The organism is Pseudomonas sp. 21615526, assembly GCF_013386245.1.
In the GTDB taxonomy this organism is placed as follows: Bacteria; Pseudomonadota; Gammaproteobacteria; order Pseudomonadales; family Pseudomonadaceae; genus Aquipseudomonas.
This window is the reverse complement of record NZ_JACAOM010000029.1, coordinates 254,781-270,312: the sequence shown is the minus strand read 5'-3', so window position 1 is coordinate 270,312 and position 15,532 is coordinate 254,781. Positions and strand designations below refer to the sequence as shown.

General features: G+C 64.3%; 14 protein-coding genes. 8 read left to right on the top strand and 6 right to left on the bottom strand.

All coding sequences use genetic code 11. The annotated features are described in order from the left end of the window. Positions 1–61 precede the first annotated feature (61 nt). From recO to tadA, 4 genes are all read left to right on the top strand, one after another. Positions 62–751, top strand: coding sequence for a DNA repair protein RecO (gene recO, locus HX786_RS10980; RefSeq protein ID WP_003210428.1), 690 nt, complete (start codon positions 62–64; stop codon positions 749–751). A gap of 52 nt (positions 752–803) precedes the next feature. Further along, positions 804–1,547: a pyridoxine 5'-phosphate synthase gene (gene pdxJ, locus HX786_RS10975; protein WP_063033049.1), complete on the top strand. Its 744-nt coding sequence runs from the start codon at positions 804–806 to the stop codon at positions 1,545–1,547. A 226-nt stretch (positions 1,548–1,773) separates the two neighbouring features. Then, the gene (locus HX786_RS10970) at positions 1,774–3,153 is read left to right on the top strand and encodes a multicopper oxidase family protein (RefSeq protein ID WP_087695164.1); all 1,380 of its coding nucleotides are present in this window, start codon (positions 1,774–1,776) and stop codon (positions 3,151–3,153) included. Next, positions 3,153–3,644 carry a tRNA adenosine(34) deaminase TadA gene (gene tadA, locus HX786_RS10965; RefSeq protein WP_178912046.1) on the top strand — a complete coding sequence of 164 codons (492 nt, stop codon included), beginning with the start codon at positions 3,153–3,155 and terminating at the stop codon, positions 3,642–3,644. Before HX786_RS10970 ends, tadA begins: the two co-directional genes overlap by 1 nt. Before the next feature lie 137 nt (positions 3,645–3,781). Here the strand turns inward: tadA and HX786_RS10960 are convergent, their stop codons facing one another. From HX786_RS10960 to HX786_RS10935, 6 genes are read right to left on the bottom strand one after another with little or no spacing between them, the layout of a single operon-like run. After that, the gene (locus HX786_RS10960) at positions 3,782–4,714 is read right to left on the bottom strand and encodes a phosphatidate cytidylyltransferase (protein WP_003213523.1); all 933 of its coding nucleotides are present in this window, start codon (positions 4,712–4,714) and stop codon (positions 3,782–3,784) included. A gap of 1 nt (position 4,715) precedes the next feature. Then, positions 4,716–5,336, bottom strand: coding sequence for a 1-acyl-sn-glycerol-3-phosphate acyltransferase (locus tag HX786_RS10955; RefSeq protein WP_003213522.1), 621 nt, complete (start codon positions 5,334–5,336; stop codon positions 4,716–4,718). A 9-nt stretch (positions 5,337–5,345) separates the two neighbouring features. Further along, positions 5,346–5,789, bottom strand: coding sequence for a hypothetical protein (locus HX786_RS10950; RefSeq protein WP_003213520.1), 444 nt, complete (start codon positions 5,787–5,789; stop codon positions 5,346–5,348). Next, positions 5,779–7,077: a phosphatase PAP2/dual specificity phosphatase family protein gene (locus HX786_RS10945; protein WP_178912045.1), complete on the bottom strand. Its 1,299-nt coding sequence runs from the start codon at positions 7,075–7,077 to the stop codon at positions 5,779–5,781. The genes HX786_RS10950 and HX786_RS10945 overlap by 11 nt, the downstream gene beginning before the upstream one ends. A 3-nt stretch (positions 7,078–7,080) precedes the next feature. Further along, positions 7,081–8,835, bottom strand: coding sequence for a bifunctional alpha/beta hydrolase/class I SAM-dependent methyltransferase (locus tag HX786_RS10940; RefSeq protein WP_178912044.1), 1,755 nt, complete (start codon positions 8,833–8,835; stop codon positions 7,081–7,083). Positions 8,836–8,845: 10 nt separating this feature from the next. Next, positions 8,846–9,469, bottom strand: a complete 624-nt coding sequence (locus HX786_RS10935; RefSeq protein ID WP_003213515.1) for a CDP-alcohol phosphatidyltransferase family protein — start codon at positions 9,467–9,469, stop codon at positions 8,846–8,848. A 184-nt stretch (positions 9,470–9,653) separates the two neighbouring features. On the opposite strand from HX786_RS10935, the gene hflK (HX786_RS10930) reads away from it, so the two are divergent. The 4 genes from hflK (HX786_RS10930) to HX786_RS10915 are packed head-to-tail and all read left to right on the top strand — an operon-like array spanning position 9,654 to position 15,516. Further along, positions 9,654–11,585, top strand: coding sequence for a protease modulator HflK (hflK, locus tag HX786_RS10930; protein ID WP_177050690.1), 1,932 nt, complete (start codon positions 9,654–9,656; stop codon positions 11,583–11,585). A gap of 9 nt (positions 11,586–11,594) precedes the next feature. After that, positions 11,595–12,593, top strand: a complete 999-nt coding sequence (gene hflC / locus HX786_RS10925; RefSeq protein WP_161635746.1) for a protease modulator HflC — start codon at positions 11,595–11,597, stop codon at positions 12,591–12,593. Further along, on the top strand, positions 12,590–13,624 hold the full coding sequence (gene hflK / locus HX786_RS10920; protein ID WP_003213508.1) for a protease modulator HflK: 1,035 nt from the start codon (positions 12,590–12,592) through the stop codon (positions 13,622–13,624). Before hflC ends, hflK (HX786_RS10920) begins: the two co-directional genes overlap by 4 nt. Further along, positions 13,621–15,516, top strand: coding sequence for a cation-translocating P-type ATPase (locus HX786_RS10915; RefSeq protein ID WP_178912043.1), 1,896 nt, complete (start codon positions 13,621–13,623; stop codon positions 15,514–15,516). The genes hflK (HX786_RS10920) and HX786_RS10915 overlap by 4 nt, the downstream gene beginning before the upstream one ends. Positions 15,517–15,532: the final 16 nt, after the last annotated feature.

Genomic DNA, 15,532 nt, shown 5'->3' with positions numbered 1-15,532 from the left:
AGCCCGCTCCCACATTGGATAGTCGTTGTTTTCCAGACCGTGTTCCCGCAGCGAGAACCCCATGTCTCAAACCCCACCCACCGGCCAACCCGCCTACGTCTTGCACAGCCGCGCCTACCGCGAGACCAGCGCCCTGGTGGACTTCCTCACGCCCCAAGGCCGCCTGCGCGCGGTCTTGCGCAGTGCACGCGGCAAGGCCGGCACCCTGGCGCGGCCCTTCGTGGCCCTGGAAGTGGAGTTTCGTGGACGCGGCGAGCTGAAGAACGTCGGCCGCATGGAAGCTGCCGGCGCCTCCAACTGGCTCAACGGTGAGGCGCTGTTCAGCGGCCTCTACCTCAACGAATTGCTGATCCGCCTGCTCCCCGCCGAAGACCCGCACCCCGGCGTCTTCGATCATTATGCCGCCACCTTGCTCGCCCTCGCCGAAGGCCGTCCCCTGGAACCGCTGCTGCGCGCATTCGAATGGCGCCTGCTGGATGACTTGGGCTACGGCTTCGAACTGAGCAACGACCTGCACGGCGAGCCCATCGCCGCCGACGGCATGTACCGCCTGCAAGTGGACGCAGGCCTGGAGCGGGTCTACCTGCTGCAACCCGGCCTGTTCCAGGGCACCGAATTGCTCGCCATGAGCGAAGCCGACTGGACCGCCCCCGGCGCCCTGTCCGCCGCCAAGCGCCTGATGCGCCAAGCCCTGGCCGTGCATCTGGGCGGTCGGCCACTGGTCAGCCGCGAGTTGTTTCGAAAGCCCTGACATCCCCGTGTATGCTGTGCAGCGATTCCTTCCCTCTTCAGGAGCGCTTTTCGTGACCACCAGCAATCGCATTCTTCTCGGCGTGAACATCGACCACGTAGCCACCCTGCGCCAGGCCCGGGGCACCCGTTACCCGGACCCGGTCAAGGCCGCGCTGGACGCCGAAGAAGCGGGCGCCGACGGCATCACCGTGCACCTGCGCGAAGACCGGCGCCACATCCAGGAGCGCGACGTGCTGCTGCTCAAGGACGTGCTGCAAACCCGCATGAACTTCGAAATGGGCGTCACCGAGGAAATGATGGCGTTCGCCGAGCGCATCCGCCCGGCGCATATCTGCCTGGTGCCGGAAACCCGCCAGGAACTGACCACCGAAGGCGGCCTCGATGTGGCTGGCCAGGAAGCGCGGATCAAGGCCGCCGTGGAGCGCCTGTCGAAGATCGGCAGTGAAGTCTCGCTGTTCATTGATGCCGACGAGCGCCAGATCGAAGCTTCGCGCCGTGTCGGTGCCCCGGCCATCGAACTGCACACGGGCCGTTATGCCGACGCGACCACGCCGACCGAAGTTGCCGACGAATTACAGCGCATCATCGACGGCGTCAACTGCGGCCTGGGCGAAGGCCTGATCGTCAACGCCGGCCACGGCCTGCACTACCATAACGTCGAAGCCGTGGCTGCGATCAAGGGCATCAACGAGCTGAACATCGGCCATGCGCTGGTGGCGCACGCGCTGTTCGTCGGCTTCAAAGGCGCCGTCGCCGAGATGAAAGCCTTGATTCTGGCCGCCGCCAAGGCCTGAAGTAACGAAGATCCAATGTATGACTTGTGTGGGAGCCGGGCTTGCCCGCGATGGCGTCACCTCGGTATTTCAGTTGCACCGAGGTGATGCCATCGCAGGCAAGCCAGCTCCCACACCAAGCCCGCTCCCACATGTGGCAATGCGAACCCTTACTGTTTAGGTGATGCCGGTGTATGGTATCTGCCCTTTGCGGGTCTCGGACCCGCGGCAGATACGTGAGGTTGTTGTGTCCCAATCGTTTTCCCGTCGACAAATCCTGGGTGGTCTTGCCGGTCTCGCGGTGGTGGGCGTCGGTGCCGGTGGCGCCTATCGCTACTGGCTCGGGAAGGTGGCCGAGGCCGAGGCGGGGCACGATTACGAGCTGATCGCCGCGCCGCTGGACGTGGAGCTGGTGCCGGGGCACAAGACCCAGGCCTGGGCCTTCGGCCCTTCGGCGCCGGGCACCGAGTTGCGGGTGCGCCAGGGTGAATGGCTGCGGGTGCGCTTTATCAACCACCTGCCGGTTGCCACCACCATCCACTGGCATGGCATACGCCTGCCGCTGGAAATGGACGGCGTGCCGTATGTCTCGCAATTGCCGGTACTGCCGGGCGAATACTTCGACTACAAATTCCGCGTGCCCGATGCCGGCAGCTATTGGTATCACCCCCACGTGAACAGCAGCGAAGAACTGGGCCGTGGCCTGGTGGGCCCGCTGATCATTGAAGAGCGCGAACCCACCGGTTTCAAGCACGAACGCACCCTGAGCCTGAAAAGCTGGCACGTGGACGAAGAGGGCGCCTTTGTCGCCTTCAGCATTCCCCGCGAAGCGGCCCGGGGCGGCACCGCCGGACGCCTGTCGACCATCAATGGCGTGTCCCAGGCGGTGATTGATTTGCCGGCCGGGCAGATCACCCGTGTGCGCCTGCTCAACCTCGATAACACCCTGACCTATCGCATCAACATCCCCGACGTTGAAGCGCAGATCTATGCCCTGGACGGCAACCCCATCGAACCGCGCCCGCTGGGCAAGGAATACTGGCTCGGCCCTGGCATGCGCATCTGCCTGGCGATCAAGGCGCCGCCCGCCGGTGAAGAGTTGTCGATCCGCAACGGCCCGGTACGCCTGGGCACCTTCCGCTCGGTGGCCAGCACCGACACGGCGACCGAATGGCCGCCTGCGTTGCCGGCGAACCCGATTGCCGAGCCGGACCTGGCCAATGCCGAGAAACTCAACTTCAATTTCGAATGGGTTGGATCGGTCTCGGTGAACGTGGACAATAAGCCACCGAGCCTGTGGCAGATCAACGGCCAGGCCTGGGACATCACCGACAAGACCTGCGCCGACCGCCCGATTGCCAAGCTTGCAAAGGGCAAAAGCTACATTTTCGAATTGAAGAACATGACCCAGTACCAACACCCGATCCACCTGCACGGCATGAGTTTCAAGGTGATCGCCTCGAACCGCCACAAGGTGATTCCGTACTTCACCGACACCTACCTGCTGGGCAAGAACGAGCGTGCCCGCGTGGCGCTGGTGGCGGATAACCCGGGTGTCTGGATGTTCCACTGCCATGTGATCGACCACATGGAAACCGGCCTGATGGCCGCCATCGAGGTGGCGTGATGCGCCAGTTTCGCCCCACTGCGATTATCGACCGCAGCCGCGACCAGGACTTCATGCGTGAAGCGCTGGCCCTGGCTGCCCAGGCTGCCGCGCTGGGCGAAGTGCCGGTGGGCGCGGTGCTGGTGCAGGATGGCGAAGTAATCGGGCGCGGCTTCAACTGCCCCATCAGCGGCAACGACCCCAGTGCGCATGCCGAGATGGTCGCGATTCGGGCGGCGGCCCAGGCCGTGAGCAATTACCGGCTGCCTGGCAGCACGCTCTACGTCACGCTGGAGCCGTGCAGCATGTGCGCTGGGCTGATCGTGCATTCGCGCATTGCCCGGGTGGTGTACGGTGCGCTGGAGCCGAAAGCCGGGATTGTGCAAAGCCAGGGGCAGTTTTTTACCCAGGGCTTTCTCAACCATCGAGTGCTGTATGAAGGCGGGGTGTTGGCCGAGGAGTGCGGGACGGTGTTGAGCGAGTTCTTCAAGGCGCGAAGAGCCAAAGGCTGACGCGATGCCCTGTGGCGAGGGAGCTTGCTCCCGCTGGGCTGCGTAGCGGCCCCAAAATCCTGGGAGCGCTGCGCACTCCAGCGGGAGCAAGCTCCCTCGCCACTGGGGTTGTGTGGATTTGGGGAGGGAGGTGGTCGTCAGGTCCACCAGTAGCGCACGAGATGAAAGAAGATCGGCGCGGCAAAACACACTGAATCCAGCCGATCCAGCATCCCGCCGTGCCCTTCGATCATGTGCCCCCAATCCTTCACGCCGCGGTCGCGCTTGATTGCCGACATCACGATCCCGCCGGCAAACCCCAGCAGGTTGATCAACAGCGCAATCAGGAACGACTGCCAGGGATTGAACGGCGTGGTCCACCACAGCGCCGCGCCGATCAGGGATGACAGCAGGATCCCGCCGACAAACCCTTCCACGGTTTTCGATGGCGACAGGTTGGGCGCGATCTTGTGTTTGCCGAACAGCTTCCCGCACACGTACTGCAACACGTCCGACAGTTGCACCACGATCACCAGGTAGGCAATCAGCAGCAGGTTGCGGCCTTCGTAGCCGACGATATCCAGGGTCAGCAGCGCCGGCACGAAGGACACACAGAACACCGCGATCATCAGCCCCCATTGCACCTTCGACGCCCGCTCCAGGAAGTGCGTGCTGTCGCCGCCCAGTGACGCGAGGATCGGCAGCAGCAGGAACACGTACACCGGGATAAAGATCGAGAACAGCCCGTACCAGTCGAAGTAGATCAGCAGGTATTGCAGCGGCAGCGCCAAGTAGAAGGCCGCCACCAGCGCCGGGTAATCGCTGCGCCGGGTGGGTGTCAGCGTGAGGAATTCCCGCAGGGCATAGAACGACACGGCGTAAAACAGCAGGATCACCGCGCCGGTGCCGAGCCAGAACGCAATGCCGATCACCACCACCATCACCCACCACGCATTGATGCGGGCGTTGAGGTTGTCGATCACCGCGTTGGGTGTGCCACGGGTGCGCAGTTTGAGGATCAGGCCGATCAGCGAGGCGAGCACCAGGATCGCGCCGATCCCGCCGAACAACATCAGGGTTTGGCTATCCATCTCAGGAATGCTCCGGGGCAAGGGCGAGCAAGGCGTCGCGGGTGCGGGCGAGGAACAGCGCCTTGTCTTCGCCGTCCTCCAGTTGCAGCGGTGCGCCGAAGCTGGTGGTGCACAGCAAGGGCAGCGGCAGCACACGGCCCTTGGGCATGACCCGGTTGAGGTTGGCGATCCACACCGGGATCAATTCGGCTTGTGGATAACTCTTGGCCAGGTGATACAGCCCGCTTTTGAACGGCAACAGGCCGTCTTCCAGGTTGCGCGTGCCCTCGGGAAAGATGATCAGCGAGTCGCCGTTTTCCAGGGCCTGAAGCATCGGCGCCAGAGGGTTATCCACAGGGTCCTTGCGCTCGCGGTCGATCAGCACGCCGTTGAACACCCGGTTGATGATGTAGCGGCGCAGGGCGCTGGTGTTCCAGTAGTCGCTGCCGGCCACCGGGCGGGTGAATTTACGCAGGTTCTGCGGCAACGAGGCCCACAGCAGCACGAAATCGCCGTGGCTGCTGTGGTTGGCGTAGTAGATGCGTTGCACCGGCACCGGCGCGCAGCCAAGCCACAGGCTGCGGGCGCCGGTGACGGTGCGGGCCATGGAGGTAATCAGGGTGGCGACCACGGGTTCGAACATGGGGATTCCTTATCCGGCGAAGGGCAGCCAGGGGCTGGCCAGGATGACGGCCACGGTCAGCAGCACTTGCGCCGCCAGCAGGTAGGCTTGCTTGCGCAACAGTTTCAGGGCGCCGCGACGGCGCTCGGTCCAGGGGCGGCCTGCGCGTTTGGCGGATTGCAGGCCAAGGGTTTGCATGGCCTGGTCGAAGTCGGGCGTGCGGTCGGTGTCGCGGGCGAGCAGGGCGAACAGGTCGGCGTCGAAGGCCACCCGCAGCGCCCAATATTTTTCCAGCAGCCCGAGCACAATCATCCACAGGCTGAGGATCAGGCAGACCGGCGTGATGCTGGCCATCAGCAGTTGAGCGAGGCCGAACAGTACGCCGAGCAAGGTCAGGCCTGTGGATAACTGATCCAGGGAACGGCCCCGCCGCAGCAGGCTGGCGACGACCTGTAATTCCATATCAGCGGGCATGGGCTAAACCCTCCAGGGCTTCACGATGCGCGGAATGCAGGACCACACGTGGGCGTGCTGTACGAATAATAGCCACCGCCTCGTCGACATTGCCTGCGCGCCCGGTATGTAGCAGCCATGCAGCCACGGCGTTGGCGCTGCGTGAGTAACCGAGGGCGCAGCACACCAGCAAGGGTCCGGCTGAGCGTAGCCGCTCTATCGCTTGGGCGGCTTCCACGCATTGCGCTGCAGTGGGCGCCGTCAGGTCGAGCACTGGCAGGCTGTAGTAGGCGCGACCCTGTGGATTAATCGGCAATTCGGCGCACAGATCGACCACCGCCTTGAATGATCCCAGCTCGCCGCTGGTGGGAATTCGCCCCAGCCAAACGTTATCCACAACCTGATCGGGCTGTGGATGTCTACGTGTCCACAGGCGGGAATTGATCCAGGCGGCCACCAGATAAGGCGCCAACAACCAGCGCGCCGCCGGAGTGAGTCGTCCGTCGGCGCGTTTCTGAAATCCCGCAACGCCCAGTACCAGGTAATTCGCCTTCATCAAGCCAAGGGATACCGCCGGCCAAAGCAGCCACAACCAGCCGCCGCCAAGGGAAAACGCCAGGATCAAACACACCAGCGACCCGAAGCCATAGCGCAGTCCCAGGCGCCAACGCTGGCGGTCCCTGGTCAGCTGGGCATTCAGCAGCGGGCTCGGATGTTCCAGCGGCCACAGCCACACGCACATCCAGCCGGCGAGGGCGCCTGTGGGTAAGTCAATAAAGTGATGTTGATAAGTGGTCAGCACCGAAAGGCCGATCAACGCGAACCAGCCATGCACCAGCCAGCGCCACAGGCCCTGGCTATGCCGCTGATACATTATCCACAGCACCACCAGCAGCGCGATGTGCAATGACGGCGCCTGGTTGAACGGCTTGTCGAACCCGGCGAGTACCGCAAACAGCCAGCCAAACACGCCGTCCAGCTCCGGTCTTTCGAAGGTGAAACGCAAGGGCCAGATCAGGAAGCAGGTGACGGCAATCACTTGGGCCGTCAGCAGGCGCAAGGCATGTTGTTTCAGTTCATGGCGGGTGCTTGGGAGTAGCAGGGAGAAACCGTAGAGCAGGTCGATCGACCAGTAGGGCACGATGGTCCAGGCCCAGAACGGGATATGGGTTTCCCAGCCGAACACCATCGTGCCCACGTCGCTGCGCTGGCTGGTGACCCACGTGGCAAAGCCGTAGGTGCTGAAAAACAGCGGCGCCAACAGCAGCAGCCACAGCACCGCCGGTTTCAACAGGCCCGGTTCACGCATGGGTCAGACTCGCTGTGCCAGGGACACGCTGAAAATCCCCCACTCATCCACGCGTTGGGTGATCTTGCGGAAACCGGCGGCTGCCACCAGTTGATCCATTTCCGCCTGGCTGCGCCGGCGCATTACCCAGGCCTGGCCCTGGCGGTGGCTGGTGAGGGCGCGGGCGATCAGTTCCAGTTGCGGGTGCCACGGTTGGCCGGTGTACACCAGATAACCACCGGGCTCCACGGCTTCGGCCAAACCGGCGAGCGAGCCACCGACCATCGCGTTATCCGCGAACAATTCATACAGCCCGGACACCACCGCCAGCGTCGGCTTGGGCTGCAGCGCTGCCAGGTCCGCCCGGTCAAACGCATCGCCTTTGACGAACTGGGCGATATCCCCCAGCCCTTTTTCACGAATCAGCGCGCCACCGTCGCGCACGTTGATATCGCTGTAGTCCCGCAGCAGGATCGATTCCGGCAACGGCGAAACGCCCTGCAAGGCTTCCAGAATGTACCGACCATGCCCGGCGGCGATGTCGACGATGCGCACTTCCCGCTGCTCGTCCCGCAGCTTGGCCATCGCCAGGCGCAGCAGTTCTTCCACGTTCAACTTGCGCTGACGAATACCGCGCCAGCCGATGGAGTTCAGGTAGTTGGTGTCGATCATCCGCCCCAGCCCGCCTTTGCCGGTGGGTTTGTTGCGGTATACGTAGTCCAGGGTGCTGCCGGAGTCGAAGCCGGTGTCGAAACCGAGCTTCACGCCATCCGACAGTTTGCTGCCCAGGCCCATGCTGGCGCGGGTCATGCGCCAGTACAGGTCGCGCAGGGAGTTGCGTGGCAACGGCGCGGCGAGGGACTCGGATTCGGCGCAGGTCAGGCCAATCCTGTCGGCATCCAGCAAGGAGGCGCGGTCCAGCGGGTGTTCGAAGTTCTGCAGGATAAAGCGCCGGGCGCTGCTCAAGGCCACGGCGCGGTCACGTTCACCGAGGGTGTCGTGGAAGAAGCCGGGGAGTATGTGCAGCTCTTTCTTCAAGCTGCCGAGGCGGTCGAAAAACTGCTGCTGGGGTTTGCGGTGCACCACAAAGTCCGAGCCGGAGATCAGCAGTTGGGTCGGTACCTGAATTGCCTGGGCATCGGCTACAACCCTGTCGGCCGCTTCGTACAGGCCCAGCAGCACATTCACGGAAATGGCTTTGGTGATCAGCGGATCACTGTCGTAGGACGCCACGCGCTCCGGGTCATGGCTCAGGAACTTGGCCTTGACGTAGCTGTTGACGAAAAAGTTGCCGCGAAACTTGCGCATCAACGCCAGGCCCGGCCGGGCGAAGGGCACGTAGAGTTTGACCTTGAATGCGGGGGAGGCGAGTACCAGCGAGCGAATCTTCGGCGCGTAGTCGTGCACCCAGGTGGCCGCGATCACCGCGCCGACGCTTTGGGCGATCACTGCGAGGTGTTCTTCCTCGATGTTGTAGGCGCTGCCGATATGGTCAACGAAAGTCTGCACGTCCCGCGCACTGGTGGCGAAGCTCGGGCTGTCGCCGCGCGCGCCGGGGGATTGGCCGTGGCCACGGGCGTCCCAGGCGAAGAAGTCGAACTCCGGCAGGTTCAGCTCGTCCACCAGGTGGGCGATACGACCGGAATGCTCGTGGCCGCGATGGAACAGCAAGATCGCCTTGCGCGGCGCAAAGCCCGCGGGTGCGGTGGCGGGCCAATGACGGTAGAAAAGCTCCACCCCGTCATGGGTGCTGAAGGTGTGCTCTTGCTGTTCACGCATCGCAAAATCCTTATGCAGAAGGGGAGGTGTTCGTTTCTTCTTTCAAGCCTTGGCGCACGCGGTTGACCAGGGTGTAGGCCAGCAACGCCGCGACCAGCCACATCACCGCTTCGACCCAACCGGCACCCAGCCAGCCCAGCGCTACGCCGGTGGCCAGCACCCCGAGCACAAATGCCCGATCGCTCTTGCCCATCGGGCCGTCGTAGCGCCGCGAGGCCCCGACCATCGGCCCGAGCACGCCGGCGTATTCGCTGAACACCGCCAGCAGCGTCACCAGCAATACCGGCGCCAGGCTGACCTCGGGGATCAGCGCAAACGGCAGGATCAGTGCGCTGTCGGCGATCACGTCGCACAGTTCATTGAGGTAGGCGCCGAGTCGCGACTGCTGGCCGAATTCCCGGGCGAGCATGCCGTCGATGGCATTGAGGGCCATGCGCAGGATCATCCACAGCGGGATCAGCGCAAACAGCCACACATGTTGTGCGAAGCCGGCAATCAGCAATCCCACCAGCAGGGAAACCACCCCGGCCAGCACGGTGATCTGGTTGGCGGTGGTGCCGTTGTCGTAGAGGCGCTGCACCAGCGGGCGCAGCAGGTTCTGAAAACGCGGTTTAAGCTGATAGATCGAAATCATGGGGAGTGACGCTTCCTTGTCCGTAAGCCCGCGAAAAACTCTGGGGAGTGTGCCGATTTATCACCGCTGAAACCAGTGATGGCTCGTGTTTCTGGGGCTTTCGTCACTATCTGTGTGAAACCAAACAAAAATTTCACGCTTCGGGTTATAGAGTAACTAATTGTTTCTGGGTGGGCGTTTGGGGATGCGAGTGGATCTAGACGCTGATGACGTGGCCATCGAAGGGCTGCCGCGTTTTCAGCAGGGGTTGTTTCATGCCCGCCGGTTAAGGCAGGCCGGCATTGGCCTGACGGTGCTGGCGGTCGGCGGCTGGATGCTGGCGCTGTTTGTGGCGCTGTTCGCCCCGCTGTCGATCTGGCCGGTGGTGCTGATCAACTGCGCCTCGGCGTTGCTGGTGCTGGTGGCTGGCTTGCAATCGGCGTGGTGGGTCGCGGATTGGCGGGCCATGGCGCTGGAGGAGCCGGCTGCACGGCTGATCGAACCGCCGCTGCCACAAGAAGAACCTGGCTGGCTAAACCGCCAGTTCGGTCGCGTCGGTAACGGCTTGCTGGTGCAAATTGGCGCACCGGTGTTCTGGCTGTGCGGCTGGTCGTTGCTGGCATTCTTCAGCGTTCTGGAATTCTGGAGCTTGACCTTGCCCGCCGCGGCGCTGGGCCAGGCTGCCAGTGTGGGCGCCGCCATTGCCTTGGCACTGGCATTCGGCTTGCTGGTGTTTGAACGGCGCATGGCCCAGGAAAGCACCGCCCAATGGCCGGAAGCGGTGCAACTGGCGCAACTGAGCCGGGTGGCGATTATCTGCCTGGTGATCAGTGCGATTTGTCTGCTGTTTGCCGGTGAAGAGTCCGTATGGCCTCTGCGCCTGGCCGTGTTGATCGGCCTGTTGCCGGCCCTGGTGGCGCTGGAGTTTCTACTAAGAGGCCTGCTGTCGCTGTTCAGCCCGCGCCAGGAGCGGCTTGAACCGCGCCTGATGGCGCAAAGTTTTATCGCCGGGATGCTGCGCTGGCCGCCGCAACCGTTGCTCGCCTTGCAGCACGAACTGCACAACCGTTTCGGCATCGACCTGCGGCAGATCTGGGCCTTCACCTATATGCGCCGGGCATTCCTGCCAGTGCTGGTGGTGGTGCTGGCCGTAGGCTGGTTGCTGACCGGCGTGCATGAAGTCGCCCTGCAAAGCCGTGGGATCTATGAACGCTTTGGCAAGCCGGTGGAGGTCTTCGGGCCTGGCCTGCATGCCGGTTTGCCGTGGCCGCTGGGTCGCGTACTGAACGTGGAAAACGGCGTGGTCCATGAGCTGGCCACCAGCGTTGGCGAAGCGGCAAACACCGACGTCGCTCCGGCCGAGGGCCCGGCGCCGCTGATCGCCAACCGCCTGTGGGACGCCAGCCATGTGAATGACAAATCCCAGGTGATCGCCAGCAGCAGCGGCGACAAACAGAGCTTCCAGATCGTCAATATGGACGTGCGCTTTGTGTACCGCATCGGCTTGACCGACCAGGCCGCACTCGCCGCCACCTATAACAGCGCCGATGTGCCCACGCTGATCCGCAGCACCGCCAGCCGCATCCTGGTGCACGAGTTTGCCTCGCGAACCCTTGATGAATTGCTGGGTGAGGAACGCAACAGCCTCGCCGATGAAATTGGCCAGGCGGTGCAAGCGGACCTGAAGAAACTCGACAGCGGCGTGGAAATTCTCGCCACCGTGGTGGAAGCCATTCACCCGCCCTCCGGTGCGGCGAATGCCTACCACGCGGTGCAAGCTGCGCAGATCGGCGCCCAGGCGCTGATTTCCCGGGAGCGCGGCGCTGCCAGTGAGCAGACCAACCAGGCGTTGCTGCAAGCCAGCACCGCCCGCGACCAGGCCCAGGCCACGGCTCACGAAGTCAGTGCTGGCGCCCAGGCGGCGGATCTGCGCTTCAGTGCCGAACAAAAGGCCTATCAGCAAGCGGGCCAGGCCTTCGTGCTGGAGCAGTACCTGAGCCAACTGAGCCAGGGCCTGGCCCACGCCAAATTACTCATTCTTGATCATCGCCTGGGCGCCAGTGGCGCACCGACCATCGATCTGCGTTCCTTTACCTTGCCGGCCGACCCTGCGGTGCCGCGTAAAGCCGTTCAATAAGGAGTTCATCTGTTGAGCGCTCATTCTCACGATCACGCAGGCCATGGTCACCACCACGGCCACCATCATCACCATCATGGCGATGAGCACGAAGCCGGCCCGTTCCCCTGGCGGCGTATGGGCTGGGCGGTATTGCTCGTGCTGTTCGCGGTCGCCGCGGCGAGCCTGGTGCAGGTGCGTTCCGGTGAAGCCACGGTGATTACCCGCTTCGGCAACCCGTCGCGGGTATTGCTGGAGCCGGGCCTGGGCTGGCGCTGGCCGGCGCCGTTCGAGGCGGCGATTCCGGTGGACCTGCGCCTGCGCACCACCTCCAGCGGTTTGCAGGATGTGGGCACCCGCGATGGCCTGCGGATCATCGTGCAAGCCTACGTGGCCTGGCAGGTGCAGGGCGACCCCGACAATGTGCAGCGCTTTATGCGCGCGGTGCAGAACCAGCCGGATGAAGCGGCGCGGCAGATTCGCACCTTTGTCGGCTCGGCGCTGGAAACCACCGCCGCCAGTTTCGACCTGGCCAACCTGGTGAACACCGATGCCAGCCAGGTGCGCATTGCCGATTTTGAAGCGCAGTTGCGCCAGCAGATTGATCAACAATTGCTCACCACCTATGGCGTGCGTGTGGTGCAGGTGGGTGTCGAACGGCTGACCTTGCCCTCGGTGACCCTCGCCGCCACCGTCGACCGCATGCGCGCCGAGCGCGAGACCATCGCCACGGAACGAACCGCCGTGGGCAAGCGTGAAGCGGCGCAGATCCGTTCGGCCGCCGAGCGTGATGCGCGGATCGTCCAGGCCGACGCCACGGTGAAAGCCGCCGACATCGAAGCGCAATCCCGGGTCGAAGCCGCGCAGATTTATGGCCGTGCCTACGCCGGCAATCCGCAGCTGTATAACCTGCTGCGTTCCCTCGACACCCTTGGCACAGTGGTCACGCCGGGCACCAAGATCATCCTGCGAACCGATGCCGCGCCTTTCCGCGCGCTGGTGGATGGGCCGAAGGATGTCCAGCCATGAGTGAGCGGGAAAGCCTCGACAGCCCGTGGATCCAGGCTGGACGGCTGACGTTCCTGGCGCTGTATGCGGTGACGGTATTGGCCGCGCTGGCGTGGGCGTTTTCCAACGTGCGCCAGATCGACCCGCAGAACCGCGCCGTGGTGTTGCACTTCGGTGCGCTGGACCGGATCCAGAATGCCGGGCTGCTGCTGGCCTGGCCGCGTCCGTTCGAGCAAGTGGTGCTGTTGCCCGCCGCGGACCGGGTGATCGAGCGCCGGGTGGAAAACCTGCTGCGTTCCGATGCGGCCACCCAAGCCGATCGCGTGGCCAGTTTTGCCACACCGCTGAGCGATGCCCTGGCCGGCTCCGGTTACCTGCTGACCGGCGATGCCGGCGTGGTGCAACTGGATGTGCGGGTCTTCTACAAGGTCACCGAGCCCTACGCGTTTGTGTTGCAGGGCGATCACGTGCTGCCGGCGCTGGATCGACTGGTCACCCGCAGCGCTGTGGTGCTGACTGCGGCGCGGGATCTGGACACGATTCTGGTGGCGCGCCCCGAGTTGATCGGCGCCGACAACCAGGCCGCCGAACGCCGCGAACGGCTGCGTGGCGACCTGGTGCGCGGCATCAATCAACGCCTGGCTGACCTGGCGTCCACCGGCCTTGGCCTGGGCATCGAAGTCACCCGGGTCGACGTGCAATCGAGCTTGCCGGGCCCGGCGGTCAATGCCTTCAACGCAGTGCTGACCGCCAGCCAGCAAGCCGACAAGGCGGTGGCCAATGCGCGCACCGACGCCGAAAAACTTACCCAGACCGCTAACCAGGACGCCGACCGCGCCGTGCAAGTGGCTCACGCCCAGGCCAGCGAACGGCTGTCCAACGCCCAGGCGCAAACCGCTACCGTCGCCAGCCTGGCCCAGGTCCAAGACCCCGGCCTGTTGCTGCGCCTGTACCGCGAACGCCTGCCGAAGATTCTCGGGCAGGCCGGCTCCGTGACCACGGTTGACCCTAAAGACGATTCCCGCCTGATCATTCAGGGAGCCGAACAATGACCGCCCACGCCGCCCCGATGCTCTCATCGGCCGAACAACGCAGCGCCGCCCGGCAACTGACCCTGGCGATGCTCGCCCTGGGCCTGCTCAGCCTGGGCCTGGTATGGCGCTGGCTGGCGCCGGACCAGACCGGCGTGAGCCAATTGCTGCTGGGCGTCGCCTCGTTGCTGGTGGCCGTGCCCGTGATGCGCTCGGCCTGGTACAGCCTGCGGTATCCAAGTTTGCATGGCATCACCGACCAACTGATCGCCCTGGCCATGCTTGGCGCCTGGGCTACCGGTGACCTGCTGACCGCCGCGCTGCTGCCGATCATCATGATCTTCGGCCATGTGCTGGAAGAGCGCAGCGTCATCGGCTCCCAGGAAGCGATTCATGCCCTGGGCAAGCTGACCCGTAGCCACGCACGGTTGGTGCAGGCGGACGGGACGATCCTGGAAGTGGACAACGGCATCCTGAAGACCGGCGATATCGTCGAAGTGCGTGCCGGTGACCGCGTGCCCGCCGACGGCGTGGTGCTGTCGGGCCAGGCCAGCCTCGACACCGCGCCGATTACCGGTGAATCGGTGCCGCTGGAAGCGAGTGTCGGCGTGCAGGTGTTTGGTGGCGCGATCAACCTCGACGGTTTGCTGCGCCTGGAAGTGACCCGCACCGGCAATGAGTCGACCCTGGGCAAAGTCATCGCCCTGATGCAGAGCGCCGAACGTTCCAAGCCGCCGATCACCCGATTGCTGGAGCGCTACGCCGGCAGCTACATGGTGCTGGTGTTGTTGCTGGCGGCGGTCACCTGGTTTGTCACCAACGACGCCCAGGCGATGCTCGCGGTGCTGGTGGCGGCGTGCCCGTGTGCTTTGGTGTTGTCGGCTCCGGCCACGGCGATTGCGGGCATTGCGGTGGCGGCGCGTCACGGCATTCTGATTCGCAGCTCGGCGTTTCTCGAAGAGCTGGCGGACCTGACGTCCCTGGTGGTCGACAAGACCGGCACCCTGACGTTTGGCACCCTGCGTTTGCAGTCCATCGACACCCGCGAGCCGGATCGGCAAGTGCTGCTCAACCTGGCGGCCAGCCTCGGTTCGGCCAGCAGCCACCCGGTCAGCCGGGCATTGGCGGGGCTGGCGACTCAAGAGCAGATGCTGGTGTTGTCGGATATTCGCGAGCGCCAAGGCCTCGGTGTGGTCGCGCAGACCGGGCAGGGCGAAGCCGCCCTCGGTCGGCCGGAATTGTTTGAACAACTGGGCATCGCGACCACGGCGGTCCCCAATCACGACGGCCCGATTGCCGGGCTTGCGTTGAACGGGCAATTCCTTGCCTGGCTGTTGCTGGCGGACAGCGTGAAACCTGAAGCGCGCCAAGCGATGAAAGAGCTGCGTGAATTGGGCCTGGGTCGCCAACTGCTGCTGACCGGCGACCGCCAGAGCGTGGCCGACAGCCTGGCGTTGGAAGTGGGCATCAGCGACGTCGAAGCCCAGGCTTTGCCAGAGGACAAACTCAACCGCGTGCTGGGGGAAATCGGCAGCGGTTTCCGGCCGATGGTGGTGGGCGACGGGATCAACGATTCCCTGGCGCTCAAGGCGGGTGTGGTCGGTGTGGCGATGGGCGCGGGCGGGGCGGATATCGCGCTGGCATCGGCGGACGTGGTGCTGATCGGCAGCGACCTGCGGCGCCTGGGCACCTGTGTGCGCTTGAGTCGCCAGTGCCGGCACACGTTGCAGGTTAACGTGATCATCGGTCTGGGCTGGACGCTGGCGATCGTGGTGTTCGCCGCATTTGGCTGGCTGGGCGCGGCGGGCGCGATGATTGCGGCGGTGCTGCACAACCTCAGTACGCTGCTGGTGCTGGGCAATGCGGGGCGTCTGTTGCGGTTCCAGGAGCCGCTATTGAAACTCGAGGAATAAATTTTTCAGTCGCGCT

Excerpts from the sequence above, each read along its gene's own strand:
- recO (WP_003210428.1), top strand. The coding sequence starts at position 62 with ATGTCTCAAACCCCACCCACCGGCCAACCCGCCTACGTCTTGCACAGC.
- tadA (WP_178912046.1), top strand. The coding sequence starts at position 3,153 with ATGCGCCAGTTTCGCCCCACTGCGATTATCGACCGCAGCCGCGACCAG.
- HX786_RS10960 (WP_003213523.1), bottom strand. The coding sequence starts at position 4,714 with ATGGATAGCCAAACCCTGATGTTGTTCGGCGGGATCGGCGCGATCCTG.
- HX786_RS10955 (WP_003213522.1), bottom strand. The coding sequence starts at position 5,336 with ATGTTCGAACCCGTGGTCGCCACCCTGATTACCTCCATGGCCCGCACC.
- HX786_RS10950 (WP_003213520.1), bottom strand. The coding sequence starts at position 5,789 with ATGCCCGCTGATATGGAATTACAGGTCGTCGCCAGCCTGCTGCGGCGG.
- HX786_RS10945 (WP_178912045.1), bottom strand. The coding sequence starts at position 7,077 with ATGCGTGAACCGGGCCTGTTGAAACCGGCGGTGCTGTGGCTGCTGCTG.
- HX786_RS10940 (WP_178912044.1), bottom strand. The coding sequence starts at position 8,835 with ATGCGTGAACAGCAAGAGCACACCTTCAGCACCCATGACGGGGTGGAG.
- HX786_RS10935 (WP_003213515.1), bottom strand. The coding sequence starts at position 9,469 with ATGATTTCGATCTATCAGCTTAAACCGCGTTTTCAGAACCTGCTGCGC.
- hflK (WP_177050690.1), top strand. The coding sequence starts at position 9,654 with ATGCGAGTGGATCTAGACGCTGATGACGTGGCCATCGAAGGGCTGCCG.
- hflK (WP_003213508.1), top strand. The coding sequence starts at position 12,590 with ATGAGTGAGCGGGAAAGCCTCGACAGCCCGTGGATCCAGGCTGGACGG.
- HX786_RS10915 (WP_178912043.1), top strand. The coding sequence starts at position 13,621 with ATGACCGCCCACGCCGCCCCGATGCTCTCATCGGCCGAACAACGCAGC.